Source organism: Streptomyces cacaoi (assembly GCF_006539165.1).
In the GTDB taxonomy this organism is placed as follows: Bacteria; Actinomycetota; Actinomycetes; order Streptomycetales; family Streptomycetaceae; genus Streptomyces; species Streptomyces cacaoi.
Genome location: NZ_BJMM01000030.1, coordinates 47,558 through 72,274, shown reverse-complemented (window position 1 = coordinate 72,274; position 24,717 = coordinate 47,558). Strand labels below are relative to the sequence as shown.

The 24,717-nt window shown below is 75.3% G+C and carries 21 protein-coding genes and 1 pseudogene; 9 read left to right on the top strand and 13 right to left on the bottom strand.

The annotated features are described in order from the left end of the window. Positions 1–19: 19 nt before the first annotated feature. From argF to SCA03_RS24200, 4 genes are all read right to left on the bottom strand, one after another. Positions 20–1,048: an ornithine carbamoyltransferase gene (argF, locus tag SCA03_RS24215; RefSeq protein ID WP_086816120.1), complete on the bottom strand. Its 1,029-nt coding sequence runs from the start codon at positions 1,046–1,048 to the stop codon at positions 20–22. A gap of 202 nt (positions 1,049–1,250) precedes the next feature. Then, a complete protein-coding gene (locus tag SCA03_RS24210; protein WP_030879380.1) occupies positions 1,251–2,489 on the bottom strand; it encodes an arginine deiminase in 1,239 nt (412 codons plus the stop codon). Between the two features lie 194 nt (positions 2,490–2,683). Beyond that, entirely contained in the window at positions 2,684–3,604 is a 921-nt protein-coding gene (mmuM, locus tag SCA03_RS24205; RefSeq protein WP_086816118.1) for a homocysteine S-methyltransferase, read from the bottom strand. 16 nt (positions 3,605–3,620) lie between these two features. Beyond that, a complete protein-coding gene (locus tag SCA03_RS24200; RefSeq protein WP_086816132.1) occupies positions 3,621–4,544 on the bottom strand; it encodes an LLM class F420-dependent oxidoreductase in 924 nt (307 codons plus the stop codon). Positions 4,545–4,644: 100 nt separating this feature from the next. Here SCA03_RS24200 and SCA03_RS24195 point away from each other — a divergent pair, with 100 nt between their 5' ends. After that, the gene (locus SCA03_RS24195; protein WP_086816117.1) at positions 4,645–4,857 is read left to right on the top strand and encodes a hypothetical protein; all 213 of its coding nucleotides are present in this window, start codon (positions 4,645–4,647) and stop codon (positions 4,855–4,857) included. Between the two features lie 110 nt (positions 4,858–4,967). Here the strand turns inward: SCA03_RS24195 and SCA03_RS24190 are convergent, their stop codons facing one another. From SCA03_RS24190 to SCA03_RS24180, 3 genes are all read right to left on the bottom strand, one after another. Beyond that, the gene (locus SCA03_RS24190) at positions 4,968–5,426 is read right to left on the bottom strand and encodes a DUF6099 family protein (RefSeq protein ID WP_030879372.1); all 459 of its coding nucleotides are present in this window, start codon (positions 5,424–5,426) and stop codon (positions 4,968–4,970) included. A 303-nt stretch (positions 5,427–5,729) separates the two neighbouring features. Beyond that, a complete protein-coding gene (locus SCA03_RS24185) occupies positions 5,730–6,164 on the bottom strand; it encodes a nucleotide pyrophosphohydrolase (RefSeq protein ID WP_078872969.1) in 435 nt (144 codons plus the stop codon). After that, complete coding sequence (locus SCA03_RS24180) at positions 6,161–7,558, bottom strand: AAA family ATPase (protein WP_141275649.1); 1,398 nt, start codon at positions 7,556–7,558, stop codon at positions 6,161–6,163. Before SCA03_RS24180 ends, SCA03_RS24185 begins: the two co-directional genes overlap by 4 nt. A gap of 237 nt (positions 7,559–7,795) precedes the next feature. Here SCA03_RS24180 and SCA03_RS24175 point away from each other — a divergent pair, with 237 nt between their 5' ends. The 3 genes and pseudogenes from SCA03_RS24175 to SCA03_RS37330 form a co-directional block, all read left to right on the top strand. Next, complete coding sequence (locus SCA03_RS24175; RefSeq protein WP_030879367.1) at positions 7,796–8,623, top strand: enoyl-CoA hydratase family protein; 828 nt, start codon at positions 7,796–7,798, stop codon at positions 8,621–8,623. Positions 8,624–8,649: 26 nt separating this feature from the next. Beyond that, positions 8,650–10,950 carry a bifunctional salicylyl-CoA 5-hydroxylase/oxidoreductase gene (locus SCA03_RS24170; RefSeq protein WP_170298090.1) on the top strand — a complete coding sequence of 767 codons (2,301 nt, stop codon included), beginning with the start codon at positions 8,650–8,652 and terminating at the stop codon, positions 10,948–10,950. A gap of 72 nt (positions 10,951–11,022) precedes the next feature. Then, positions 11,023–11,244 (top strand): annotated as a pseudogene (locus tag SCA03_RS37330) (DUF3099 domain-containing protein); the annotation flags it as partial. A gap of 309 nt (positions 11,245–11,553) precedes the next feature. On the opposite strand, the gene SCA03_RS24160 reads toward SCA03_RS37330, so the two are convergent. Beyond that, a complete protein-coding gene (locus tag SCA03_RS24160) occupies positions 11,554–12,423 on the bottom strand; it encodes a PaaX family transcriptional regulator (RefSeq protein ID WP_086815704.1) in 870 nt (289 codons plus the stop codon). 31 nt (positions 12,424–12,454) lie between these two features. After that, the gene (locus tag SCA03_RS24155) at positions 12,455–14,416 is read right to left on the bottom strand and encodes an AMP-binding protein (RefSeq protein ID WP_230988881.1); all 1,962 of its coding nucleotides are present in this window, start codon (positions 14,414–14,416) and stop codon (positions 12,455–12,457) included. Positions 14,417–15,250: 834 nt separating this feature from the next. Here SCA03_RS24155 and SCA03_RS24150 point away from each other — a divergent pair. After that, complete coding sequence (locus SCA03_RS24150; protein ID WP_086815712.1) at positions 15,251–16,390, top strand: acyl-CoA dehydrogenase family protein; 1,140 nt, start codon at positions 15,251–15,253, stop codon at positions 16,388–16,390. Beyond that, on the top strand, positions 16,387–16,815 hold the full coding sequence (locus SCA03_RS24145; RefSeq protein ID WP_086815702.1) for a RidA family protein: 429 nt from the start codon (positions 16,387–16,389) through the stop codon (positions 16,813–16,815). The genes SCA03_RS24150 and SCA03_RS24145 overlap by 4 nt, the downstream gene beginning before the upstream one ends. A gap of 117 nt (positions 16,816–16,932) precedes the next feature. Here the strand turns inward: SCA03_RS24145 and SCA03_RS24140 are convergent, their stop codons facing one another. Beyond that, positions 16,933–17,826 (bottom strand): CGNR zinc finger domain-containing protein, encoded by an 894-nt coding sequence (locus SCA03_RS24140; protein ID WP_371863981.1) that lies wholly within the window; start codon positions 17,824–17,826, stop codon positions 16,933–16,935. Between the two features lie 160 nt (positions 17,827–17,986). On the opposite strand from SCA03_RS24140, the gene SCA03_RS35265 reads away from it, so the two are divergent. Next, the gene (locus SCA03_RS35265; protein WP_170223850.1) at positions 17,987–19,423 is read left to right on the top strand and encodes an MFS transporter; all 1,437 of its coding nucleotides are present in this window, start codon (positions 17,987–17,989) and stop codon (positions 19,421–19,423) included. Here the strand turns inward: SCA03_RS35265 and SCA03_RS24125 are convergent. Continuing rightward, entirely contained in the window at positions 19,412–19,930 is a 519-nt protein-coding gene (locus SCA03_RS24125) for a P-loop NTPase family protein (RefSeq protein ID WP_086818342.1), read from the bottom strand. The two genes, SCA03_RS35265 and SCA03_RS24125, sit on opposite strands and share 12 nt — an antisense overlap. Positions 19,931–19,996: 66 nt before the next feature. On the opposite strand from SCA03_RS24125, the gene SCA03_RS24120 reads away from it, so the two are divergent. Both SCA03_RS24120 and SCA03_RS24115 read left to right on the top strand, forming a co-directional pair. Continuing rightward, complete coding sequence (locus tag SCA03_RS24120; protein WP_086818341.1) at positions 19,997–20,758, top strand: class I SAM-dependent methyltransferase; 762 nt, start codon at positions 19,997–19,999, stop codon at positions 20,756–20,758. Positions 20,759–20,889: 131 nt separating this feature from the next. Further along, entirely contained in the window at positions 20,890–22,092 is a 1,203-nt protein-coding gene (locus SCA03_RS24115; RefSeq protein WP_141275646.1) for an NAD(P)/FAD-dependent oxidoreductase, read from the top strand. Between the two features lie 299 nt (positions 22,093–22,391). Here the strand turns inward: SCA03_RS24115 and SCA03_RS24110 are convergent, their stop codons facing one another. Continuing rightward, complete coding sequence (locus SCA03_RS24110; protein ID WP_086814340.1) at positions 22,392–23,579, bottom strand: Gfo/Idh/MocA family protein; 1,188 nt, start codon at positions 23,577–23,579, stop codon at positions 22,392–22,394. Positions 23,580–23,909: 330 nt separating this feature from the next. Next, entirely contained in the window at positions 23,910–24,710 is an 801-nt protein-coding gene (locus tag SCA03_RS24105) for a DeoR/GlpR family DNA-binding transcription regulator (RefSeq protein ID WP_030879344.1), read from the bottom strand. Positions 24,711–24,717: the final 7 nt, after the last annotated feature.

Below are 24,717 nucleotides of genomic sequence, written 5' to 3'. Positions count from 1 at the left end.
GGGGTGGCCCCGCGGGGCGTCAGAGCGGGGCGTCCGGCAGCGGCTCCCCGCCCAGCGTCGCCACCAGGACGGCCTTGATGGTGTGCATCCGGTTCTCCGCCTCGTCGAAGACCACCGAGTGCTCCGACTCGAAGACCTCGTCCGTGACCTCCAGCGACTCCAGGCCGTACTGCTCGTACACCTCCCGCGCGACCTTCGTACCCAGGTCGTGGAAGGCGGGCAGGCAATGCAGGAAGCGCACCCGGGGGTTGCCCGTCGCGCGCAGCACCTCGCTCGTCACGGCGTACGGCCGCAGCAGGTCGATGCGCTCCCGCCACACCTCCGCCGGCTCGCCCATCGACACCCACACGTCCGTCGCGACGAAGTCCGCGCCCCGGACGCCCTCGGTCACGTCCTCGGTGAGCGTCACCCGGGCACCGGTGCTCTCGGCCAGCTTCCGCGCCCGGGCCACCACGGACTCCTGCGGCCACAGCGAGCGCGGCGCCACGATCCGTACGTCCATGCCCAGCAGGGCGCCGGTGATCAGGTAGGAGTTGCCCATGTTGTTGCGCGCGTCGCCCAGGTAGGCGTAGGCGAGCCCCGCCAGGGGGCGGCCCGGCGCGTGCTCGGCCATCGTCAGCACGTCGGCGAGCATCTGCGTGGGATGCCATTCGTCGGTCAGCCCGTTGTAGACCGGCACTCCCGCGTGCGCGGCCAGCTCCTCGACGACGGCCTGGCCGCTGCCCCGGTACTGGATCCCGTCGTAGAGCCGGCCCAGCACCCGCGCGGTGTCCTTGGCGGATTCCTTGAGGCCGATGTGGGAGCCGGAGGGGTCCAGGTAGGTCGTCGAGGCGCCCTGGTCGGCGGCGGCCACCTCGAACGAGCAGCGTGTACGGGTCGACGACTTCTCGAAGATCAGCGCGATGTTCCGCCCGCGCAGCTGCTGCTCCTCGACCCCGTCGCGCTTGTCGGCCTTGAGCCGTGCCGCCAGCGAAACCAGGCCACGGAACTCCCCGGGGGTGAGGTCCAGTTCCTTGAGGAAGTGGCGGCCCCTGAGATCTTCTGCCATGTCGGCTCCTCGCTCCCTGCGTGCGGGTGGGTGCTGCGGTGCTGCGTAAGCTTGGAATTCTATACGGCGGATGGAATCTGTATGCGGTGGGGTGGTCCGCACGGCCCGGGCCCGGGCGGCGCGCACGACTCCGACCGCCCTCCCGGCTCCCACAGCTCCGGCAGCTCCCACAGCTCCGGCGGCACCGGCGCTGCTCCGCTGCTCAGTTCACGGGGTCCCGCTCCACCGGGCAGCTCATGCACCGCGGGCCCCCGCGCCCCCTGCCCAGCTCACTGCCCGGGATCTCCAGCACCTCGATGCCCTGCCCGCGCAGATGGGTGTTCGTCGTCGCGTTCCGCTCGTACGCCAGCACCACCCCGGGCTCCACCGCCAGCACATTGCAGCCGTCGTCCCACTGCTCCCGCTCCGCCGCCCGCACGTCCTGCTTCGGCGTCAGCACCCGCACCCCGTCCAGGCCCAGCGCCGCCGCGATCGCCCGGTGCATGTGCTCCGGCGGATGGTCCGTCACCTTCAGCTCGCCCGCTGCGGCGCCCGGCTCGATCGTGTACGAGCGCAGCATGCCCAGCCCCTCGTACTGGGTGAACGTCTCCCCGTCGACCATCGTCATCACCGTGTCCAGGTGCATGAACGCCCGGCGCTTGGGCATGTCCAGCGCCACGATCGTGCGGGCCGAGCCCTGGGCGAACAGGCCGCGCGCCAGCATCTCCACGGCCTGCGGCGTCGTCCGCTCGCTCATCCCCACCAGCACCGCGCCGCCCCCGAGGACCAGCACGTCGCCGCCCTCGATCGTCGACGGATAGGCCGCCCGGCCCTCCGACCACAGGTGGAAACCGTCGCCGGCCGCCGGGCCGCGGAAGAGCGGATGGTGCCCGTAGATCGCCTCGAAGTGCACGATCTCGCGCTGCCTGGCGGGCCAGCGCATCGCGTTGATCGAGACCCCGTCGTAGATCCACGCCGAGGTGTCCCGGGTGAACAGATGGTTCGGCAGCGGGGCCAGCAGGAAGTCGTCCCGCTCCATCACATGGAAGCGCACCGACGTGGGCTCCGGGCAGCGCTCCAGGAACTCCCGCTTCGTCATCCCGCCCACCAGCGCCTCCGCCAGCCGCTCCGTCGGCAGCTGGTCGAAGGCCGCACGCAGATGGTCCGCGGCCAGCGGGCCGTACTCCTTCTCGTCGAAGACGCGGTCGAGCACATGTGCGCGGGCCGCGGGGAGAGCGAGCACCTCCGTCAGGAGGTCCCCGAACAGATGGACCTCGACGCCGAGTTCGCGCAGTGTGTCCGCGAGCGCGTCGTGCTCCTCCTGCGCCCGGCGCACCCACAGCACGTCGTCGAAGAGGAGATCGTCCTTGTTGGTGGGCGTGAGCCGCTTCAGCTCCAGCCCCGGGCGGTGCAGGACGACGCGGCGCAGCCGTCCGGCCTCGGAGTCGACACGGAATCCCATGGGGTCATCCTGGCGGAGCCGGCCGCCGCGCGCGTAGGGAACGGCGGGACGGCCCGCCCGGCCGCGGGCGCGCGACAGCGTGGACACCCGGTCGTTCCCCCGCCGCCGCGCCCGTCCGGGCGGGGGAGCAACCGGGGAACAACCGGGGGACAACCGGGGGAAAGGCCGGGGCCGGGCCCGGGCCGCCGGCGGGGTCACAGGGCGGACGACAGCGCCGCGATCTGCCGCGGGCCCACCCGGCAGCAGCCGCCGATCAGCCGCGCACCCAGCTCGACCCAGCGCGGCACCCGGGCCGTGGCCTCCTCGAACGTGGAGCCGCCCCGCCAGGCCCCGCGCTCCGGGTCCCAGCCCTCGCCGCTGTTCGGATACGCCACCAGCGGGACGCCGGGACAGGCGGCGCCCGCCGCCGCCAGGGCGCCCTCGACCTCCGCGGGGGCGCAGCAGTTCACGCCGACCGCGACGACCTGTTCGTTGCCGGCCGCCACCGCGAACGCCTCGTCGAGCGGCTGCCCGGCCCGGGTGCGGCCGCCGGCCACGGTGTAGCTCAGCCACACCGGCACCCCGCAGCCCTCGGCCGCGCGCAGCAGCGCCCGGGCCTCGTCGCTGTCCGGCACCGTCTCCAGCGCCAGCACATCCGGGCCCGCCTCGGCGAGCGCCGCGATCCGCGGCCGGTGGAAGTCCGCCAGCCGGGCCGTGCTCAGCCCGTACCGGCCGCGGTACTCGCTGCCGTCAGCCAGCACCGCGCCGTACGGGCCGACGGAGGCCGCCACCCGGACCGGCGGCCCGTCCGCCGGCGGGTGCGTGGCGGCGGCGGAACGGGCCAGGGCGACGCTGCGGTGGAAGAGCGCACGGGCCGCGTCCGCGCCCAGCCCCCGGCGGCCCCAGCCCTCGAACGACGCCTGATAGCTGCTGGTGATCAGGACGCGGGCACCCGCCGCGACGTAGGCGGCGTGGGCGGCCTGGACGGCCTCCGGGGCCTCCGCCAGCAGGCGTGCCGACCACAGGTCGTCGGACAGGTCGTGGCCCTGGGCCTCCAGCTGGTTGGACAGCCCGCCGTCCAGCAGGACGGGGCCGTCGGCCAGCTGCGCGGCGAACGGGACGGCCGCACCGGTCATTCGGGCTCGCACCGGCTCATGTCAGCTGCGGGGCGACCCGGTCGGCGATGAGCGCCAGGTGGTCCAGATCGCTCAGGTCGAGCATCTGGAGGTAGATCCTGGTGGAGCCCAGCGCGCCGAACTGCCCGATCCTGTCGACCACCTCGCCCGGGGTGCCCGCCAGCCCGTTCTCCTTCAGCTCCGTCACGTCGCGGCCGATGGCGGCGGCCCGGCGCGCCACCTCCGCGTCGTCCTTGCCGACGCAGACCACCAGGGCGTTGGAGTACACCAGGTCCGTCGCGGCGCGGCCGTGTTCCTCGGCGGCCAGCCGCACCCGGTCGAACTGCCGCTTGCTGTCCTCCAGCGAGGCGAACGGCACGTTGAACTCGTCGGCGTACCGCGCCGCCAGCCGCGGTGTGCGGCGCGCGCCCATGCCGCCCACCAGCACCGGGATGTGCTCCTGGTGCGGCTTGGGCAGCGCGGGGCTGTCCTGGAGCCGGTAGTGGTCGCCGTCGTAGCTGAACTTCTCGCCGACCGGGGTCTCCCACAGACCGGTGATGATCGCGAGCTGTTCCTCCAGCCGCCCGAACTTCTCCTTGGGGAAGGGGATGCCGTAGGCGGTGTGCTCCTCCTCGTACCAGCCCGAGCCCAGACCGAAGTCGACCCGGCCGCCGGACATCGCGTCCACCTGCGCGACCTGGATCGCCAGCGGGCCGGGCAGCCGGAAGGTGCCCGCCGTCATCAGCGTGCCGAGGCGGATCCGGCTCGTCTCACGGGCGATGCCGGCCAGGGTGATCCACGCGTCGGTGGGGCCCGGCAGGCCGTCGCTGTCGCCCATGGCCAGATAGTGGTCGGAGCGGTAGAAGGCGTCGAAGCCCAGTTCCTCGGTGGACTTGGCGACCCGGAGCAGCGTGTCGTAGTCGGCCCCCTGCTGGGGCTCGGTGAAGATTCGCAGTCGCATGCCCCCCATCTTGCCTGCTGCCGGGACGGCCGTGACGCCCGCTCCCGGCCCTCGTCGGCGAGGGCGGAGCCGGACCGGCCGGCTGGATCAGGGAGGCCGCATGCCGCAGGACGACGCACCGGAAGCGGAAGCGCACGGGCCGTCCGCTCCGCGGGCCCGGCCCGCCGCACCGCAGGGGCTGCTGCGGCAGATGGAGGAGCTGATGGCCGCGCTGGACGCCGATCGCTCCCGGCTGGACGCCGATCTGCGCACCGCCGAGCAGACGCCGGGTCCGTCCCCGGCCCCGGCCGAGGGCGAGCCGCGCAGGCCGTGACGCCCCGGGCGGTGCTCCGTGCCGGGGCGGCCCGCGGGCGTCGCCCGTGCCGGAGGCCGCCCTGCCCGGGGCGCCGCGCCGTGCGGCACCCGGTGCGGCCCGTACGTGGCTCACGCCACGCTTCCGCGCTCGGGCAGTGCCAGCGCACGGAGTATCGCCGCGACGCGGTCACCGGACTCGTCGGCCGCGTCGATGGCTTCCATGCACTGCCAGTACAGCGTCTCGTCCTCCGCCGACACCGCCACGCCCACCAGGGCCACGCCGGCCTCGGCCAGCAGCGCGCCCAACTCGTCCAGTGTGCGCCGCGGATCCTTGACCGAGCACAGGCGGGCGGCCCGCAGTCCGCCGGAGCGGGCGGCGGGGTGGTGCCGGGCGCCGGTGGCCCGGCCGCCCACCTCGCTCAGGCCGAGTGCCTCCGCACGGACCGCCGGCGGGCCGTTGACCGCGAGATGGCTGCCGACCGCCTCGGCGAGTGCTTGCGCCTGCCACGCCTCGGCCACGATGTCCGGCACGTCCGCGCACGCTGCAAGGGCCTGCCGGGTGGCCGTGATGAGCCGTACAGCATCCATCTTGCAATTCCCCCTTACTGGTCGCTACCCAGCGTGACTGTGAATGGTCAGCTCCGCCAGGGGGTTTGGGAAATCTGTGGATAAAACGGGTCGTGTGGATAACCTCGTCACTCCATAGAGTGACCGTTTTTGTGTGGCGGGAAACGCCTCCCGGTGGTCGGGAAAGTGCGCAAACCCCTGCCGGGGTACGGAAATCCGGTACCGGACCGCTGTCCGGCCCCCGCCGCCGCGCCTCCCCGGCCTCCGCCGGCGGGGGAGGCGCGCGCCCACAGCGCGCGCGGGACGGGTGAACTCCCGGCCGTCTCAGGCCGGTCGGGGCTCCCCGGACGCGGCGGAGGACGCGGCCCCCGGGGCGGGGAAGCGGTGCTCGTTGCGCTCGATCTTCGCCTCCAGGGCGGCGAGCGCGTCGATGTCCAGCACCTCGCAGAACTGGAGGAGATACGCCAGCACATCCGCGACCTCGTCCCGCACCCGCGCCGCCGAGGACTCCTCGGCCATGACCCGGCGCGACTCCTCCGGCGTCAACCACTGGAAGATCTCGACGAGTTCGCCCGCCTCGACGCTGAGCGCCGCCGAGAGGTTCTTGGGCGTGTGGTACTGCCCCCAGTCGCGGGCGGCGGCGAACTCGGCCAGCCGGCGCTGGAGTCCGTCGACCGTCCGGGGCCCGGAGTCGGTCTGCCGCGCCGCCTTCGGGCCGGAGGTGCCGGGGGACGGGTGGGTGTGCGGGGTGTCGTTCACGCACTCAGGTCTACCAGGCTCACACCGGCGATCCCCGCCGGGCCCGTTCCCGAGGGGCCCGTATCCGCCCCGTCCGCTTCCCCGGGCGTCCCGCGCGCCGCGCCCGCCTCAGCGTCCGAGGCTGCCTCCGCGCCCGAGGCCGACTCACCGGCCGCCGCGCCCGGCGCCACGGCCGCCACCGCAGCCGTGGCCTCCCGGACCAGCGGGCCGTCGGCGGGGCCGGTCGCCAGCAGGCGCACCCGGCCGCGGGTGCTCATCCGGGAGGCCAGCGCCAGCAGCCTGCGGGCCTGGCGGCCGTCGAGGTCGCGGTCCATGCCGTCGGCCAGCACCATCAGCGCCCGGCACGCCGCCGGCACCTCCGTGACGGGATCGACGGCGAGCACTCCGGGACCCGTCAGCAGGACCAACGACAGTGCCGCGTACCGCAGTTCACCGTCGCCCAGCCACTCCAGCGGGGTGTCGGCGCGGCCCGCGCCGCGCCCCAGCACCGCGCGGACGAGGCCGGGGCCGCAGCTCTCCGCGCGCAGCTGGGTGATCGGCCCCGTGCAGCCCTCGCGCAGCGCGGACAGCAGGGCGGCGTGCCGCGCCGTGCACTCGGCGCCGGTGCGCCGCAGCACCGCCGCCAGGTTGTCGCAGGCGCTGCGCAGCAGGCCCTCGCGGGCGGCGGCCGGTGCGCGCATCGCCTCCGGCGCCGGATCGCAGGAGAAGGCGGAGCGCAGCGCGACCACCAACTGCTCGGCCGCGGTCACCACCCCGCGCTGCGCCTCGTTGGTGCCGGCGACGCGCAGCGGCAGCAGCGGCGTCGTCAGCCGGTCGTCGGGGAACGGTGCGCGCAGCACCCGGCACCGCCCCGAGGTGCGCCAGGTGGCCTCCACGGCGCGGCGGCCCGGATCGCGCAGGGCCGTGGACAGCAGGGTGCCCTCCGGGTCCGCCAACCGCTCGCCGACGACGCGCAGTTCGGGCTCCGCCTGCACGGCGACGTCGAACCGCACGGGGCCGGCCGGGCCGGTGACGGTGCAGCCCAGCCGGAAGCCGCGCCGACCCTGCGCGTCCGCGCGTGCCTGCTGCGGCACCAGCGCGGTCACGTCCCCGCGCGTCGCGGCGACCGTCTCGGCGACGGTGGCGCCGCAGGCCAGCCCGGCCAGCAGCCGGTACGCCTCCAGGACCGTGGACTTGCCGCTGCCGCTCGGCCCGGTCAGCACCGTCACGGGGCCGAGCGGGACGGTGCGGGCGCGCAGGGAACGGAAGGCGAAGAGCCGCAGTTCGCAGACGGCGGCGGGGCGCGCCGGGGCCGTGCACCCCTCCCGCCCGTGCGGCGGGGCGGCGGTGTGTCCGCGCGGCCCGCGGCGGCCCCGGGCCGGTCCGGCCGGCTGCGGGGCGTGGATGCCTGTCATGCGGTGGACGGTAAGCAGGGCGGGGGCAGGCGAACCGTTCCGGCCCGGGGCTACTCGCCCGATCGAGCGAACGGCCTTCCACGGCTGACGAGTTGACGGTTCCGGGGCGGCGTGAATCCATTGCGTCCTCCTGACGGCGGTCACGAACGGGTGATACTTTCGGCCGGTGTCCCCCTGCCGGGCCGGTCCCCGCGCCCGCCCCGGCGGCGTCCCGGACCCCCGACGGAAGGCCCCGCCATGAGCCCCTTCACCGGATCCGCACGGCGCACGACGGAGTGGAAACACCTCAAGGTGGACGAGGACGACGGTGTGGTCACCGTGACCCTGGCCCGCCCCGACCGGCTCAACGCGCTGACCTTCGGCGCCTACGCCGATCTGCGCGACCTGCTCGGCGAACTCTCCCGGGAGAAGAGCGCACGCGCCCTCGTGCTCGCCGGTGAGGGCCGCGCCTTCTGCTCCGGCGGCGACGTCGAGGAGATCATCGGCGCCACGCTCGCCATGGACACCGGCCGCCTCCTCGACTTCAACCGGATGACCGGGCAGGTCGTGCGGGCCGTGCGGGAGGCGCCGTTCCCGGTCGTCGCCGCCGTGCACGGGGCCGCCGCCGGCGCCGGCGCCGTGCTGGCACTCGCCGCCGACTTCCGCGTCGCCGACCCCACGGCGCGGTTCGCCTTCCTGTTCACCCGCGTCGGCCTCTCCGGAGGCGACATGGGCGCCGCCTATCTGCTGCCACGCGTCGTCGGCCTCGGGCACGCCACCCGCATCCTGATGCTGGGCGAGCCCGTGCGCGCGCCCGAGGCCGAACGCATCGGGCTCATCAGCCAGTTGACGGACGAGGGCACCGCCGACGAGGCCGCGCGCACGCTCGCCAGGCGGCTCGCCGACGGGCCCGCGCTCGCCCACGCCCAGACGAAGGCGCTGCTGACCGCGGAGCTGGACCTGCCGCTGTCCGGCGCCGTCGAACTCGACGCCGCCACCCAGGCGTTGCTCATGCACGGCGCCGACTACACCGAGTTCCACGCCGCCTACCGCGACCGCCGGCCGCCGCGCTGGCAGGGCAGGTGAGCCGGGCACCCGAGCCCGTCCGGGGCATGCGCATCGCCGTCGTCGGCGGCGGCCCCGGCGGGCTGTACGCGGCGCTGCTGCTCAAACGGCTCGACCCGGGACGGCGGGTCACCGTGTGGGAGCGCAACGCTCCCGACGAGACCTTCGGGTTCGGTGTCGTGCTGTCCGACGAGACGCTCGGCGGGATCGAGAACGCCGACCCGGAGGTCTACGCCGCACTGCGCGGCCACATGGTCCGCTGGGACGCGATCGACATCGTGCACCGCGGGCGCACGCTCACCAGCCGCGGGCACGGATTCTCCGCGCTCGGCCGGCACACCCTCCTGGCCGTCCTGCACGAGCGGTGCCGGCGGCTCGGCGTCGAGCTGCGGTTCCGCTCCGCCGCTCCGCCCGCCGCCGAACTCGCCCGCAGCCACGACCTCGTCGTCGCCGCCGACGGGGTGCACAGCCGCACCCGCGCCGCGCACGCCGACACCTTCCGGCCCCGCCTGCGCACGCACCGCTGCCGCTACATCTGGCTCGCCGCCGATCTGCCGCTGGACGCCTTCCGGTTCGAGATATCCGAAACCCCCCACGGCATCTGGCAGTTGCACGCCTACCCGTACGCCCGCCTCGGCGACGATCCCGCCGGGCGCTCCGCGTGCACCGTCATCGCCGAGGCCAGGGAAGAGGTGTGGCGGGCCGCCGGGTTCGACGCCTGCGACGAACAGGAGAGCGCCGCGCGGGTCGCCGCGCTGTTCCCGCACACCCTGGGCGGTGCCGCCCTGCGCACCAACAACTCACGCTGGGACGCCTTCCGTACCGTCACCAACGACCGCTGGGTGCACACGGAGAACCCCGGGAGCATCGTCCTCCTCGGGGACGCCGCGCACACCGCGCACTTCTCCATCGGCTCCGGCACCAAACTCGCCGTCGAGGACGCCCTGGCCCTCGCCGCCTGCCTGGAGGAACAGCCCCGGCTGTCCGACGCCCTCGCCGCCTACGAGGCCGAGCGGCAGCCCGTCGTACGCTCCACCCAGCGCGCCGCGCACGCCAGCCTCACCTGGTTCGAGGAACTGGGCACCTACACCGGGCAGCCGCCCCGCCGGTTCGCCTTCAATCTGCTCACCCGCAGCCGCCGCGTCACCCACGGCAATCTGCGGCTGCGCGACCGCGCCTTCGTCGAGGCCGCCGAGGCCGAAGCCGGCACACCGCCCGGCACCCCGCCCATGTTCACGCCGTTCCGGCTGCGCGGGCTGACGCTGCGCAACCGGGTCGTGGTCTCCCCGATGGACATGTACCGCGCCCGGGACGGCGTGCCCGGCGACTTCCACCTGGTGCACCTGGGGGCCCGCGCACTCGGCGGCGCCGGACTCACCATGACCGAGATGGTGTGCGTCTCCCCGCGCGGCCGCATCACTCCCGGCTGCACCGGGCTGTGGAGCGACGAGCAGGAGGCCGCCTGGCGGCGCGTCGCCGACTTCGTGCACGCGCAGTCGCCCACCGCGGCGCTCGGTGTGCAACTCGGCCACTCCGGCCGCAAAGGGTCCACCCGGCTCATGTGGGAAGGCATGGACGAGCCCCTGCCGACGGGCAACTGGCCCCTCGGCGCCGCCTCGCCGCTGCCCTACCGGCCCGGCGTCAGCCAGACACCGCAGGAGCTGGACGCCCGCCAACTCGCCCAGATACGGCAGCAGTTCGCGGACTGCGCCGGACGCGCCGCCCGGGCCGGCTTCGATCTGCTGGAACTGCACTGCGCCCACGGCTACCTCCTCTCCGGCTTCCTCTCCCCGCTCACCAACCACCGCACCGACGGCTACGGCGGCGACCTCGACGCGCGGCTGCGCTACCCGCTGGAGGTCTTCGACGCCGTCCGGGACGTCTGGCCGCGGCAACGGCCCATGACCGTCCGTATCTCCGCCACCGACTGGGCCGACGGCGGCACCACCGGCGAGGACGCCCTGCGTATCGCCGCGGCCTTCGCCGAGCACGGCGCCGACGCCGTCGACGTCTCCACCGGTCAGGTCGTCGCCCACGAACAGCCCGAACGCGGGCGCTCCTACCAGACGCCGTACGCCGACCGCATCCGCAATGTGCTCGGCGTCCCCGTCATCGCCGTCGGAGCCCTCTCCTCCTGGGACGACGTCAACTCCCTCCTCCTCGCCGGCCGCGCCGACCTGTGCGCCCTCGCCCGGCCCCACCTCTACGACCCCCACTGGACGCTGCACGCCGCCGCCGAGCAGGACTACAGCGGGCCCGGCGCCCCCTGGCCGGAGCCGTACCGGGCGGGCAGCCGCAAGCCGCCCACCGGCCGCACGGACGGGCCCAGGCCGCGGCTGGAGCTGTGAACGAGGGCCACGGAGCGTGGCGGTCCGTCCTCCCGGCGGCGCGTGCCCGCGGGGGCGCCGTACCGTGGAGACATGTACGCACGAAGGCGGCGGCGGTACTTCGCGCTGATGGCCCTGTGCCTGGTGCTCTTCGTCAGTGCCTGGGCCTTCGTGCGCCTGTGGTCGGTGCCCGCCGCGATCGGGATGTGTGTGGTCGCGATGGTCATTCCGCCGCTGGCCGCCATCACCGCCAACCGGCGCGAACCCGACGACCGCTGGTGGGACGAGCCACCCGCCGACGACACCGGCGGAGACGGCGGCCGTGACGGCGGCCGTGGTGACGCGCGCGACACCCGTGACGGGGCGCGCGGCGGCGCCCGGCGCTCCCGCGGTGCCGTCATCCCCGGCCAGCAGCACCGGCCCGGGGGCGGCCGCGGGCGGCGTGGGCGCGGCCGGGGCCGGGGCCCGGGCGGCGGCTGACCGGCGCGGAGGCGCCGTCGGGGTCACACTCGGTCGCCGACTGGTTACGGCGTGGCGCCGGGTCCGGGCCCTCGCCGGGCGGTTCCGGCCTGGCATCCGTCCGTGTGGCCACGAGCGGCGCCCGCCCGAGTCCTCGCCGGGCGGCTACGCGCCGTGCCCGCCGGAGTCCTCGCCGGGCTCGGCGTGCGCCGTCACGAACCTCCCGCCCGCCTCGTGCAGCTTCGCGTGGAGGGCGAAGAAGACCTCGGCCGCGCGCTCCCCGGGCCACCGGGCCGGCAACAGCCCCGCCGGAAGGCCCGGATCCGCGTACGGCAGCCGCCGCCACGCGTCCAGCGCCGGCAGATAGTCGCGGTAGGCGGCGGCCGGATCGGGCCGGTTCCGCCGCCGCGACCAGGCACGCAGCACCGGCTCGTGGGCGTCGAGGAAGGCCCGGTGCCGGGCCGCGAGCGACTCCAGGTCCCACCACCGCGCCACCGAGCGGGCCGTCGGCTCGAAGCCCGCGTGCGTCCCCCGGAACAGGTCGACGTACGGCGCCAGTTCGAGCCGCTCCAGGGTGTGCCGCGTCTCCTCCTCCAGATGCGAGGGCGCGATCCACACGCCCGGCGCGGCATTGCCGAAGCCCAGCCGCGCCAGCCGCGAGCGCAGCACGTGCCGTCTGCGGCGTTCGCTCTCGGGCACGGAGAAGACCGCCAGCAGCCAGCTGTCGTCCGGCTCGGGCCGCGCGTGGATACGGGCGTCGCCGTCCGCCAGGAGCTGCCGGGCCGCGGGGGACGGCCGGTAGCCGGCCGCGCGGCTGCCGGGCCGGTCGGCGGTCAGCAGCCCGCGCCGCTTGAGCCGGGAGACGGCCGAGCGCACCGACGGCGCGTCCACGCCCACCGCGCCCAGCAGCCGGATCAGCGTGGCGACGGGCACCGAACCGTCCGGCGGGAAACCGCGCCCGTAGGCGCCGTAGAAGGTCAGGATCAGCGAGCCCGGCGTGGACCGGGGCCGCGGTGCGGAAGAGGCGGCGGACACAGCGGACGCAGCGGACACGGCGGACACGTGGTCACTCCGGGTCCGCGTCCGGGTGGTCCCGCTCGGCCTCCCGCAGCCGGAAGCGTTGGAGCTTGCCCGTGGGGGTGCGCGGCAGTCGGTCGGTGAAGACGAAGGCACGCGGGCACTTGTAGGGAGCCAGCTCCGCCAGCAGGAACTCCCGCAACTCCTCGGCCAGTTCGGCCAGTTCACCCTCCTGTTCGGCTCGTCCTTCGCGCGCGCTCCGTTCAGCTCGCTCGACCCGTTCGGCTCGTCCCTCACGCGGGTTCCCTTCGGCGTGCCCGTCCCGCTGCCTGTCCCGCTGTCCGTCCGCGTCCGCGCCCGCATCGGGGCCCGCGTCCCCGTCCGCGCCCGCGTTCGGATACGCCTCCGCGTCCGGCTCCGGCACCACGTGGGCGACGGCGATCTGGCCGCGCCGGGCGTCCGGTCGGCCCACGACGGCCGCCTCCCGCACCCGCGGATGGCGTAGCAACGCCTCCTCCACCTCCGGCCCCGCGATGTTGTATCCGGCCGAGACGATCATGTCGTCCGCGCGGGCGACGAACCGGAACCGGCCGTCGGACTCGCGGACGTAGGTGTCCCCGGTGACGTTCCAGCCGTCGCGTACGTACTCGCGCTGCCGCTCGTCGGCCAGGTACCGGCAGCCCACCGGGCCGCGGACAGCGAGCAGCCCCGGCGTGCCGTCGGGCAGCGGCGTCACACCGTCCGGCGCGACGATCCTGGCCTGGTAGCCCGGCACCGGGAAGCCCGTGCGGCCCGGGCGTATCGCGTCGTCGGCGGCCGAGAGGAAGATGTGCAGCATCTCCGTCGCACCGATCCCGTCGATGAGGCGCAGCCCCGTCCGCTCGTGCCAGGCGTGCCAGGTCGCCGCCGGCAGATGCTCGCCCGCGGACACGCAGCGGCGCAGCGAGGAGATGTCCCAGGGACCGTCGGCGTCCGGCCGCTCCAACTGCTCCAGCATCGCCCGGTACGCCGTCGGCGCGGTGAACAGCACCGAGACGCCGTGCCGTTGGACCACCCGCAGCGTCCGCGCCGCGCCGCTCCACCGGTCCAGCAGCGCGCAGGCGCCCGCACGCAGCGGGAAGACCACGAGCCCGCCCAGCCCGAAGGTGAAGCCCAGCGGGGGCGTTCCGGCGAACACGTCGTCCGGGCGGGGCCGCAGTATCCGCGCCGAGAAGGTGTCGGCGACGGCGAGCACGTCCCGGTGGAAGTGCACACAGCCCTTGGGGCGGCCCGTCGTCCCCGAGGTGAAGGCGATCAGCGCCACGTCGTCGGCAGCGGTGTCCACCGCCTCGAACCGGGGGCGGCGGCCGGGCGGCTCCGCGCGCAGCGCACCGTCCCGCAGCTCACCGTCCCGCAGTGCGTCGTCCCGTACTACGTCGTCCCGTAGTACGTCGTCCGGCCCGCCGTGCCCGAACAGCCCCACGTGCAGCCCCGGTACCTCGGCCCGGTGCAGCTCTCCGGCGGACTGCGCGTCGCACAGCGCGTGCCGCACCCGCGCGAGACGGCAGATCGTCCGCAGCTCCGGGGCGCGCTGCGTCGCCAGCACCGTCACCGCGACCGCACCCGCCTTCATCACCGCCAGCCAACAGGCCGCCAACTGGGGGGAGGTGGGCCCGCGTAGCAGCACCCGGTTGCCGGGGACCACGCCCATCCGGCCGGTGAGCACCCGCGCCAGCCCGTCGACGGTGGCGCGCAGCCGGCCGTAGGACCAGGTACGCGGCGGCGCCGGTACCCGTCCGTCCCCGGGGTCCGGGTGCGGCCAGGGCGGCAGCCCGCCGCTGCGGAAGGCCGGCCGGTCGGCACCGAACCGCTCGACGGTCCGGTCCAGCAGCTCCGCACCGCAGTTGAGCCGGTCCGGATACCGCAGACCCGGGCCGTCCAGCAGCAGCCGCGGCCACTCGTGCCGGGGCGGCAGATGGTCCCGGGCGAAGGTGTCGACGTGCGCCGACCGCGCGGTCGGGGTCGCGTTCATGGCCACTCAGCCCCCTTGAAGCCGTCCGGACGACGGGACCCGGTGCGGGTGGTGCGCGGGCGCGGTGCGGTGCTGCCGGGGCGCGCCGTGCTGTCGGGGTGGTGCGGTGCCCTTGTTGTGCCGTCGTGCGCTGGTGTTGGTGCTGTGTCGGCGGGTGCTGTTGCCGTGCCGACCGGTGCTGTTGCGGTGCCGACCGGTGCAGGCTTGTCGCGTCGGCGGGTGCTGTTGTCGTGTCGGCCGACGCCGTGGGAGGTCGGCCGCCCGGTGCGCGTACCGGTGCGCGTACCGCTGCGGTGCGGGCGGTGCGCGTGTCCGTGTGCGGTACGTACCGGTGCGGTGGTGCGTCGTTGAGCGTAACGTGATGGTGACGACAGTCAACGGGCCGCGATAGCACGGGCGTTGGTCCGACAGCCGACAGCCGACAGCCGACAGCCGAGGGTCGAGGGTCGATGGGTTGCCGTCACCGGCCGTCACCGGCCGTCACGGTTGCCGTGGTCGACGCGGTCGACGCGGTCGTGGTGACCTGCCGAGCCCCGGGTCAGCGGGGAGAAGGGTGAGCCGTCGATGAGCAGCACACCCGCGACGGGACCGGATCCCGACGCCGAGGGAGCCGAACGACCGGGTCCGCCGGGGCGGTCGGAGTCGGAGTCCGCTCGGCAGGGAGAGTCCGCTCGGCGGACGGAGCCCGGCTCACAGACGGAGCCCGGCCGACAGGCGGATCCCGGCCGGCTGGGGGAGCCCGGCCGGCTGGGGGAGACGCCCGGTTCGCCCCGGACGGCGCCTCGGCCCTCCGAGGGGACGGCGGGCCCCGGCGGTATGCCCGTGGCCTCCGCGATGCCCGGGTTCGCCCTCACTCCGGCTCAGCAGGAGTGGTGCGCCCAGCTGCGTGCGGTCGCCGCCGACGAGTTGCGTCCGCTCGCTGCGGCGGGCGCCCCCGGTGAGGTCAACCGTCCGCTGCTGCGTGCCCTGGCCGATCTCGGGCTGCTGGGTCGTGTCGTCCCCGGAACGGCGCACGGGGGCGGCGTCTCGGCGCTCGAACTGTGCCTCCTGCGTGAGGAGTTGGCGTACGCGTGTCCCGAGGCGGAGACGGCGCTCGCGCTCCAGGGGCTCGGGTCCGGGCCGGTCGCCGACGCCGGGACGGACGCACAGCGCGCACGCTGGCTCCCGGCCGCCGCGCGCGGTGACGCCGTCGCCGCCTTCGCGCTGAGCGAGCCGGACGCCGGGAGTGACGCCGCCGCCCTCGCCCTGCGGGCCGAACCGGACGGTCCCGGCTGGCGGTTGACGGGCACCAAGACGTGGATCTCCAACGCGCCGCAGGCCGACTTCTACAGCGTCTTCGCCCGCACCGGCGAAGCACCCGGCGCCCGTGGCGTCACCGCCTTCCTCGTGCCGGCCGACCGGCCCGGACTGACCGGTGAACGCCTGGAGATGCTCGCGCCGCACCCGCTGGGCACCCTCCGCTTCGACGGTGTGCCCGTCGGCCCCGACGATCTGCTGGGCGCCCCGGGCGGCGGCTTCCGGGTGGCCATGCGCACCCTCGATCTGTTCCGGCCCAGCGTCGGCGCCTTCGCCGTCGGCATGGCACAGGCCGCACTCGACGCCTCGCTCGAACACGCCGACCGGCGGCGGGCGTTCGGCGGGGTCCTGCGCGACCTTCAGACCGTCTCCCACCGGCTCGCCGAGATGGCCACCCGCACCGAGGCGGCGCGGCTCCTCGTGCACGCCGCCGCCTGCGCGCGCGACCGCGAGGGGGCCCGCGGGCCGGGCGTCACCAAGCGGGCCGCCATGGCGAAGCTCGTGGCGACGGAGACCGCCCAGTACGTCGTCGACTCCGCCGTCCAGCTCCACGGTGCCGAGGCCCTGTCCAAGGGGCATCCGCTCGAACACCTCTACCGCGAGGTGCGGGCACCGCGGATCTACGAGGGCGCCAGCGAGGTACAACGCACCGTCATCGCCAAGGAGTTGTACACATGAGCGACGAGGACCGGTCCGCGCAGCCGCACGCCGTGCGCCGCGTCAACCCCGCCGGACTCTCCCCGCCGCGCGGCTTCTCGCACGCGGTCACCGCCACCGGGTCCCGGCTGGTCTTCCTCGCCGGGCAGACCGCGTTGGACGGCACGGGAGCCGTCGCCGCCCACACCTTCCCCGGCCAGTTCCGGCTCGCCCTGACCAACCTCCTGGCCGCCCTCACGGCCGCCGGCGGCACCCCCGCCGACCTCGCCCGCGTCACCGTCTACACCACCGACGTACCCGCCTACCGGCGTCACGCCGCGAAACTGGGCCGCATCTGGAGGGAGTTGGCGGGGCGCGACTATCCGGCCATGGCCGTGATCGGCGCCGTGCGGCTGTGGGACGAGGACGCCTGGGTGGAACTGGACGGCACCGCCGTCCTGCCCTGAACGGCCCCTGCCGGGCGTCTCCCGTTGTGGGGGAGCGCGACGTCGCCACCGGGGCGGGAGCGGGCGGCGCCGGGCATCGTGTGCCGTGTGCTGTCTGTTGAGGGCTGAGGGGGCGGGTCAGCCGCCGGTGGCGCGGTCGTCGGCGCGTTCGTCGGCCTGGGCGGCAGCGCCCTCGCCGCGGGGGGCCGTGGGGTTCTCCGTGCCCTGCGCCCGGCGGCGGAGGCGGTGCGCGGCCACCCGCGTACGGGAGGCACAGGTGGTGGAACAGTAGCGACGCCGGGCACCCGGGCCGGTGTCGAGGAAGAGCGTCCGGCACCCCTCGGCCGCGCACTCGCCCCACGCCGTACGCCCCTGCTCGCTGAGCAGTTGGGCCAGCGCGAGGGCGCCGGTGGCGGTGAACCAGTCCGCCCAGCTCGCGTCGTCGCCCCGGTCCACATGCAGGTGCCAGGCGTGACCGTCGTGCCGGCTGAGCCGGGGCCGGGCGCCGCACCGCTCCAGCAGGGCGTTCAACGCCTCGGCGGCCCGGTCGGGGTCGGCCTCGGACAGCACGCGTCGGCTCAACTCGGCGACGGCTGAACGCAGTTCGTCCGCCTCGGCCGTGGACAGCTCCGCGAGGTCGTGCTCGGTCTCGCCGTGCCGGGACAGGAGCGCGGCCAGGCCGTCCCGGGACAGCTCGGGGTCCTCCCGTACCGCGTTGGCCAGCTCGATCAGCCGCTCACCCGGCCGGAACCCGCCGTGCACCACCTTCCGGGACCCGCTGCCACCGCTGCCACGGCTGTTGCCGCCCCGGCTGCCCGCCCCGGTACCGCTGCCCTTCCCGGCGCGACCCCCGCCGCCCCTGCTGCCGCTCATGCCCTTGCCGTCGCTGGCGCCCTTGCCGCTGCCGCTTGCGCCGCTGCCGCTTGCGCCGCTGCCGCTTGGGCCGCTACCGCTTGCGCCGCCGCCGCCGTCGTCAGGGGCCCGGCCGCGCGCCGCGTCACCGGCTCCGCCGAGCGCCTCACCGTCGTCCATCGTCCATCGCCCCTCTTCCACCTTCCCGGCCCGCCGCATCCTCCCGCAGCCGTGGGCGCCGACACGAATAGGTAACGCGTTTCCAGTGTAAGCCGTTACAGTGTCCGTCGCCTTCCCGGCAGCGGGCGGGCAGGCAGGTGGCGACGACGGAGGGCCGCCCATGAAGGCGTATCTGTCCACCGCGTTCCTCGCGCGGCTGGCGGACGAGGGCGTCGGGGTCGTCCTCGCGCTGCTGGCGCTGGAGCGCACCGGCAGCCCCGCGCAGGGTGCGTTCGTGCTGACGGCCTGGACCGCGCCGCACGCCGTGGCCGCCGCCCCCGCCGGGGCCGCCGCCGAACGGGCGCGCAGCCCCCGGCTGTTCCACGCCGGGGCGCTCGCCGTCTTCGGCGCGGCCATCGTCCTGCTGGGTCTCGGGCTGGGCCGGGTGCCGACGCCTGCCGTGTGCTGCGTCGCCGTCGTCGGCGGCAGCTGCGGGCCGCTGGTCACCGGTGGTCTGTCCGGCCTGGTGGCGCGGCTGGCGGCGGCCGGGCCCGCGCGCGCCCGCGCCTACGCGCTGGACGCCACCACCTACAACGCGGCCTCCGTCGCCGCACCGGCCCTCGTCGGCACCGTCGGAGCGACGCTGGGGGCCGGGACGGCGGCCCTGCTGCTCGCCGCCTCCGCCGCCGGCGCCGCACTGCTGTGTGCCGCGCTCCCTGTCGCGGGAGCGGGAGCGGGGGTGGGGGCGCCGGTAGGAGGGGCAGGAGCCGGAGCAGGGGCCGGACCCGGGCCCCAGGCCGACGGCGGCGAGGGCGAGGGCGAGGGCGAGAGCGAGGGCGGGGGCGAGAGCGGGCGCCGGGGCGAGAGCGGGCGCCGGAGTGAGAGCGGGCGCCGGAGCGCGAACAAGGGCGGGGACGGGAACGAGAACGGGAGTGGAAGAAGGAGCGGGAGTGGGAGTGGGAGCGGGGGCGGGAGTGGGCCCGGTGGTCCCTCCGGCGGCGCTCGCCCGGGCTCCTGGCGTGACCAACTCGCCACCGGCGCACGGACGTTGTGGAAGGTACGGGAGCTGCGTGCCCTCACCGTGGCGACCTGTGTCGCCTTCCTCGGGATCGGCGCGCTGCCGGTGGCCGCCGTCCTCCTGGCGGCACGCGGCGGGGACGGCGGGGCGGGCGGCGCCCTCATGACGGCGTTCGCGCTCGGCGGCCTCACCGGTTCGCTGGCGCTCGCCCGGCGCCGGACCGCACCCGACCCGCGCCGGACGGCCGTGCTCAGCCTGGTGGTGACCGGTGCCGCGCTCGCCGGCGCGGCGCTCACCGGCTCGGCCCCGACGCCCGGACCCGGACTCCCCGTCGCCCTCGCCCTGTTCGCACTGGCCGGGCTGGGTGACGGGCCGCTGCTGACGACGACCCTGCGGATGCGCGCCGAACACGCGCCGGAGGCCGTCCGCACCCAGGTCTTCACCCTCGGTGCCGGGCTGAAGCTGACGGCGGCGTCCGGCGGTGCCGCCCTCGCCGGGGCCCTCTCGGGAACGTCTCCCGCGGTGCTGCTGCTCACCGTAGCCGGGCTCCAACTGGCCGCCGCCGCAGTGCTGTTCGCGCTGTCCGGGTCAGAGGGATGACAGCCAGGCCGCGGTGTCCCGGGGGTGGCGGAAGCGGACGAGGCCGAGGGGAGCGAAACGGGGGTCGCGGAGACGCTGCTCGACCTCGCGGCGGCGGGTCGCATGCTGGGACCAGGACCACCAGGCCGGGTGCTCCCGGCTCAGCCAGCCCTTCCACGTCTCCCTGTTGCCGCCGAAGAGGACCTCACGCGTCACGGTGCGCCGCACGGACCGGCGCAGCACGCGGGGCATGGTGACGCGCCGGGGATAGTCCAGCCAGAGCACCGTGTCGGCCCGGTCCCACAGCAGATCGCGGACTTCCGGGTAGCCGAGGGAGTCGACGATCCAGCGCGGTCCGGCGGCGAGCCGCGCCACGTCCTCGGCCAACTCGCCGTTGACGGCCCACCCCGGGCCGTTGAAGTACAGCGCGTCCAACTCGTGGTAGGGCAGGGCCAGTCGGCCGCTCACGGCCCGGGCGAGCGTGGACTTGCCCGCACCGGTCACACCCACCACCAGAATCCGTCGCACGCGTGCACCCTAGTGGGGAGACATTCGTCCAAGACGGGCGGGGCGGCGGTCTGCGACGCTGCACGCATGTCCGACAACACGAACTCTTTTCCGCCCACTTCCGTGCGCCGGCCCCGCTACGGCGTCGACGCCCCGACGGTCCCGGCGCTCCTCGGAACCGCCGGGACCGCCTGCCTTCTGGCGGCAGCACGGCGCCGGCCCGGACGCGGCCCGGTGGCCGGCGCCGGAGCGCTGCTGCTCGCCCACGCCGGGATCTATCTGCACACCACGCTCCGGGGCAAACTCCACATCTGGGAACGGGAGTTGGAGCAGGCCGGTCTGCGGGGCGACGAGAAGCTGCTCGACATGGGGTGCGGGCGCGGCGCGGTGCTGATCGAGGCGGCGCGGCGGCTGCCGAAGGGCCGTGCCGTGGGCGTCGACCTGTGGTCGGGAGAGGACCAGAGCAACAACCGGCCCGAGGCGACGCTCGCCAACGCCGCGGCGGCGGGGGTCGCCGACCGGGTCGAGGTGCGCACGGCCGACATGACGGAGCTGCCGTTCCCCGACAACTCCTTCGACGTCGTGACGAGCGCCCTCGCCCTGCACAACATCCCCTCGTTCGAGGGCCAGTACCGCGCGGTGGACGAGGCCCTGCGGGTGCTCCGCCCGGGCGGCCGACTGCTCCTCGCCGACTTCTGGTTCGCCGTCCGCAAGTACGCGACCCACCTCGGCCACGGCACACACCGCGGACTCGGCCCCGGCTACTGGTACGGCAACCCGCTCCTGGGCATCGCCCTCCTCCACACCGTCAAGCCGGATCCAGCCGGGGGAGCTGCTCCCCGGCCGTGATCTTGACAGCGGGACGGCGGCGGGGACGAGGATGACGGGTCAGCGGGTCGGCGGGTCGGCGGGTCGGCGGGTCGGCGGGTCGGCGGGTCGGCGGGGCAACGGGTCAACGGGTGTGGCAGGGAGGCTGTGCGATGCGGGTGGTCGTCATCGGGGCCGGGGTGGCGGGTGCTTCCGCCGCGTACGAACTGGCGCGCGCCGGCGCGGAGACCGTACTGGTCGACGCGGCGCACGAGGGCAGGGCCACCTCCGCAGGCGCCGGCATCGTCTGCCCCTGGACGGGGCGCGAGGAGGAGCCGCTCGGTGTCGAAGGGGCCCGGCACTACCCCGAGATGCTGGCCGCACTGGCCGAGGACGGGCAGACCGAGGTCGGCCACCGCACGAGCGGCGCGCTGCTGCTGATCGGCGGTCCCGGCGGCGCGGACGGCGGGGCCGGCGGTGGGAACGGCGGGGACGGCGATGTCGACGGTGACGCCGCCGAGGTCGAGGAGCGTATCCGGGCCCGTACCGCCGGGGACGCCCAGGCCGGGCAGATCACCCGGGTCGCGCCCGAGGACGCTCGGGAGCTGTTCCCCGCGCTGCATCCACGGTCGAGCGCCCTGCACATTCCCGGGGCCGCCCGCGTCGACGGCCGGCTGCTGCGTGCTGCCCTGTGTGCGGCGGGGGAGCGGCACGGGCTGCGCACCGTCGAGGGCAGCGCCCGTATCGAGACCGGCGGCGGGCGGGTGCGCGGGGTGCGGGTGGTGCGCGGGGCGCGCGGACACACCGGGGGTGAACTGCTCGCGGCGGACGCGGTGGTGGCCGCGGCGGGCGCCTGGGTGCCGGAGCTGCTCGGGCCGCTCGGGGTCGAGGTGCGGGTGGCACCGCAGCGTGGGCAGATCGTCCATCTGCGGCTGCCGGACGCCGACACCGCCGCCTGGCCGGTGGTCCTTCCGCGCGGCACCGGCCACTACATGCTGGCCTTCGACGACTCCCGGATCGTCGTCGGCGCCACCCGGGAGGACGGCGTCGGCTTCGACCCCCGGGTCACCGCGGGCGGGCTGGCCGAGGTGCTCGACCGGGCGCTGACGGTGGCCCCGGGCCTCGCCCGCGCCGAGCACATCGAGACCCGGGTGGGCTTCCGCCCCGTCGGGCCGGACGCCGCGCCGCTGCTGGGCACCGTCCCGCACCTGGACGGGCTCGTCGTCGCGAGCGGGCTGGGCTCGGGCGGTCTGACGGCCGGACCCTTCGCCGGCCTGGTCGCCGCCCGCCTCGCCCTCGGCAAGGACCCGGGCACCGACCTGACCCCCTACGATCCCCTGCGCGCCCCGGCCCCCACATCACCCCGAACCGGCTGAGGGACCGCGCCCCCTCCGAGCCACTGCCGCAGGCCGGTCGAGCTGTGCCCGGGCAGGTGGTGCCGCTCCGACGCCAGGTGGTGCTGTTCCGGCGGCAGTTGGGGCCGTTGCGCCGACAGTGGGGCCGTTCCGGCGGTAGTTGGTGCCGTGCGGGGCCGGTATGGTCCCGCTCCCGGCCGTCAGCCCCGGATGTCAGCTCAGCTCCGGCCAGCAGGCGCGGGCCACCGGCCGTCAGGGGCGGGCCACCGGCCGTCAGGGGCGGGTCACCGGCCGTCAGGGGCGGAGGTGCGCCGCGAGCGTCAGCTCCGGGCGTGGTTCCGCTGCTGGCCGGCGGCGAAGTACGCGGCCAGGTCCGGGTCGAGGGCGGGCACGTCGTAGGGCATGCCGCCCTCGCGCAGGGAGCGGGTGGCGAGGACACCGGCGGCCACGCTCATCCGGGCCGCGACGGGTGAGGTGTCCGTCGCGCCGCCCTCGCGTGCGAAGCGGCAGAACTCCTGCATGATGCGTACGTCGGAACCGCCGTGCGAGCCCGTGGACTCCGGCACCCGGAAGACCGCGTCGGCGTCGGCGCGGTAGTCCGTCGGGCCGGTGTTCCACACCCGCACCTCGCAGCCGGGCCCGTCCCCGAAGTTCTCCAGCCTGCCCTCGGTGCCTATCACCGTGTAGTTGCGGTAGTAGTCGGGGCTGAAGTGGCACTGCTGGTAGGCGGCGATCACGCCGTTGTCCAGCCGCATGTTCATCACCGACACGTCCTCGACGTCCACGACGTGGTGCAGATCGCGGCGGCTCGCCGGCGGCCAGTCGAACTCCTTCAGCCAGCCGTCGGGCCGCGGGGTGTCCGGCTCCCTGCGCGGCAGATCGCCGTAGAGCATCAGATCGCCGAGCGCGTTGACCCGCGTCGTGTAGCCGCCGGCCAGCCAGTGCACCACGTCGATGTCGTGCGCGGCCTTCTGGAGCAGCAGGCCGGTGGTGCGCCGCCGGTCCGCGTGCCAGTCCTTGAAGTAGTAGTCGCCGCCGTAGGCGACGAAGTGCCGCACCCACACCGTCTTCGGTTCGCCGATGTACCCGCGCGCGATGATGTCCCGCATCTGCCGCACGACGCCCATGTGCCGCATGTTGTGCCCGACGTACAGCCGGGTGCCGGTGCGCCGGGCCGTGCGCAGGATGGTGTCGCACTGCTCGACGGTGATGCCGAGCGGCTTCTCCACGTACACCGGCTTGCCGGCCTCCAACGCCTCGCAGGCGAGGGCCTCATGGGTGTCGTCGGGGGTGGCCACGACGATCGCGTCGACGGAGTCGTCCTCCAGCAGACGGCGGTGGTCGTCGACGGTGCGGGCCCCGGCGAAGCGCTCGGGTACCCCGGCGCGCACCTCGGGATCGGTGTCGGCGACCGCCACGACGGCGGATCCCTTGCCGGGGCGGTGCCCGGCGTCGGCGAGAGCGGCGCGCAGCCCGAGCCCGACCACTCCGAGACGAAGGTCTTCCATGATGCTCCGATGCTCCTTGGACAGGTGGCGGCTCGGACCGGTTCCGGCCGGGACGGCCCCGCAACGCGGCGTGCGGTCAACGGTGTTCGTCACACGGGGGCGTGAGGCCCCCGCGGGTGTTCTGCGCGCGCGGGCGCCGACGGCACCCGACGGGTGTCCAACGGTGCCCAACGGTGTCCAGCGGTGCCCGACGGTGCCCGACGGGCGTCCGACGCTCGCGGCGACGGTTCCGATCCTCCCGCCTTGCGCACCGGATGGCAAGAGTTGCTCGGAAAGCCCGTGGAGGAAGCAGAAATGTGCAGGGTGCGCGCAGGGGTCACGCGCCGGCGCCTACACCGCCACCACGCGCACCCCCGCGTCCCGGAAGCCGGCGCGCGCCTCCTCGCCCAGCCCGGCGTCGGTGACGAGGACGTCGACCTGCGGCAGTCCGCAGACCCGGGCGAAGGCCCGTCTGCCGGTCTTGGAGGAGTCCGCCGCGACGATCACCCGGCGGGCGCGCTCGGCCAGCAGCCGGTTGATGCTGGCCTCGCCCTCGTGGTGGACGTGGGCGCCGCGGCCGTCGATGGCGTTCACCCCCAGGACGGCGGTGTCCAGGGCGATTTCGTCCAGCACGCCGCCGGCCAGCGGCCCGGTCAGCTCGTAGGACTGGGAGCGGGCCACCCCGCCGGTGACGACGATCTTGATCTGCGGCCGGACGGCCAGTTCGTTGGCGATGTTGAGGGCGTTGGTGACCACCGTCAGCGCGGGGGGCCGGCCCTTGTCGCCCGCGTCCGGGTCGCCGGTGATGTCGGGGCGCAGCGACAGCGCGCGGGCCACCTCGGTCACGGTGGTGCCGCCGGTGAGGCCCACCACCTCGCCCGCCGCGATCTCCCCGGCCACGGCGCGCCCGATCCGCTGCTTCTCCTCGGCCTGGCGGCCGCGCTTGTAGCGCAGCGGCAGCTCGTAGGAGACGCCGAGGGCCGCGGCGCCGCCCCGGGTGCGCAGGAGCATGCGCTGCCGGGCCAGCCGGTCGAGGTCGCGGCGGATCGTGGCGGGGGAGACGTCCAGCGCGGCAGCCGTCTCCTCCACCTCCAGCCGGCCCCTCTCGGCGAGCAACTCCAGCAGCCTGTTCCAACGGGCGTCCCTGGACACGTGCACC

Bases quoted from the DNA above. Each gene is read 5' to 3' on its own strand.
- SCA03_RS24200 (WP_086816132.1), bottom strand. From the start codon at position 4,544: ATGCGACTGCGAATCTTCACCGAGCCCCAGCAGGGGGCCGACTACGAC.
- argF (WP_086816120.1), bottom strand. From the start codon at position 1,048: ATGGCAGAAGATCTCAGGGGCCGCCACTTCCTCAAGGAACTGGACCTC.
- SCA03_RS24150 (WP_086815712.1), top strand. From the start codon at position 15,251: ATGCCCGGGTTCGCCCTCACTCCGGCTCAGCAGGAGTGGTGCGCCCAG.
- SCA03_RS24190 (WP_030879372.1), bottom strand. From the start codon at position 5,426: ATGGATGCTGTACGGCTCATCACGGCCACCCGGCAGGCCCTTGCAGCG.
- SCA03_RS24210 (WP_030879380.1), bottom strand. From the start codon at position 2,489: ATGGGATTCCGTGTCGACTCCGAGGCCGGACGGCTGCGCCGCGTCGTC.
- SCA03_RS24115 (WP_141275646.1), top strand. From the start codon at position 20,890: ATGCGGGTGGTCGTCATCGGGGCCGGGGTGGCGGGTGCTTCCGCCGCG.
- SCA03_RS24170 (WP_170298090.1), top strand. From the start codon at position 8,650: ATGCGCATCGCCGTCGTCGGCGGCGGCCCCGGCGGGCTGTACGCGGCG.
- SCA03_RS24140 (WP_371863981.1), bottom strand. From the start codon at position 17,826: ATGGACGACGGTGAGGCGCTCGGCGGAGCCGGTGACGCGGCGCGCGGC.
- mmuM (WP_086816118.1), bottom strand. From the start codon at position 3,604: ATGACCGGTGCGGCCGTCCCGTTCGCCGCGCAGCTGGCCGACGGCCCC.
- SCA03_RS24195 (WP_086816117.1), top strand. From the start codon at position 4,645: ATGCCGCAGGACGACGCACCGGAAGCGGAAGCGCACGGGCCGTCCGCT.
- SCA03_RS24110 (WP_086814340.1), bottom strand. From the start codon at position 23,579: ATGGAAGACCTTCGTCTCGGAGTGGTCGGGCTCGGGCTGCGCGCCGCT.
- SCA03_RS24155 (WP_230988881.1), bottom strand. From the start codon at position 14,416: ATGAACGCGACCCCGACCGCGCGGTCGGCGCACGTCGACACCTTCGCC.
- SCA03_RS24175 (WP_030879367.1), top strand. From the start codon at position 7,796: ATGAGCCCCTTCACCGGATCCGCACGGCGCACGACGGAGTGGAAACAC.
- SCA03_RS24120 (WP_086818341.1), top strand. From the start codon at position 19,997: ATGTCCGACAACACGAACTCTTTTCCGCCCACTTCCGTGCGCCGGCCC.
- SCA03_RS24180 (WP_141275649.1), bottom strand. From the start codon at position 7,558: ATGACAGGCATCCACGCCCCGCAGCCGGCCGGACCGGCCCGGGGCCGC.
- SCA03_RS35265 (WP_170223850.1), top strand. From the start codon at position 17,987: ATGAAGGCGTATCTGTCCACCGCGTTCCTCGCGCGGCTGGCGGACGAG.
- SCA03_RS24145 (WP_086815702.1), top strand. From the start codon at position 16,387: ATGAGCGACGAGGACCGGTCCGCGCAGCCGCACGCCGTGCGCCGCGTC.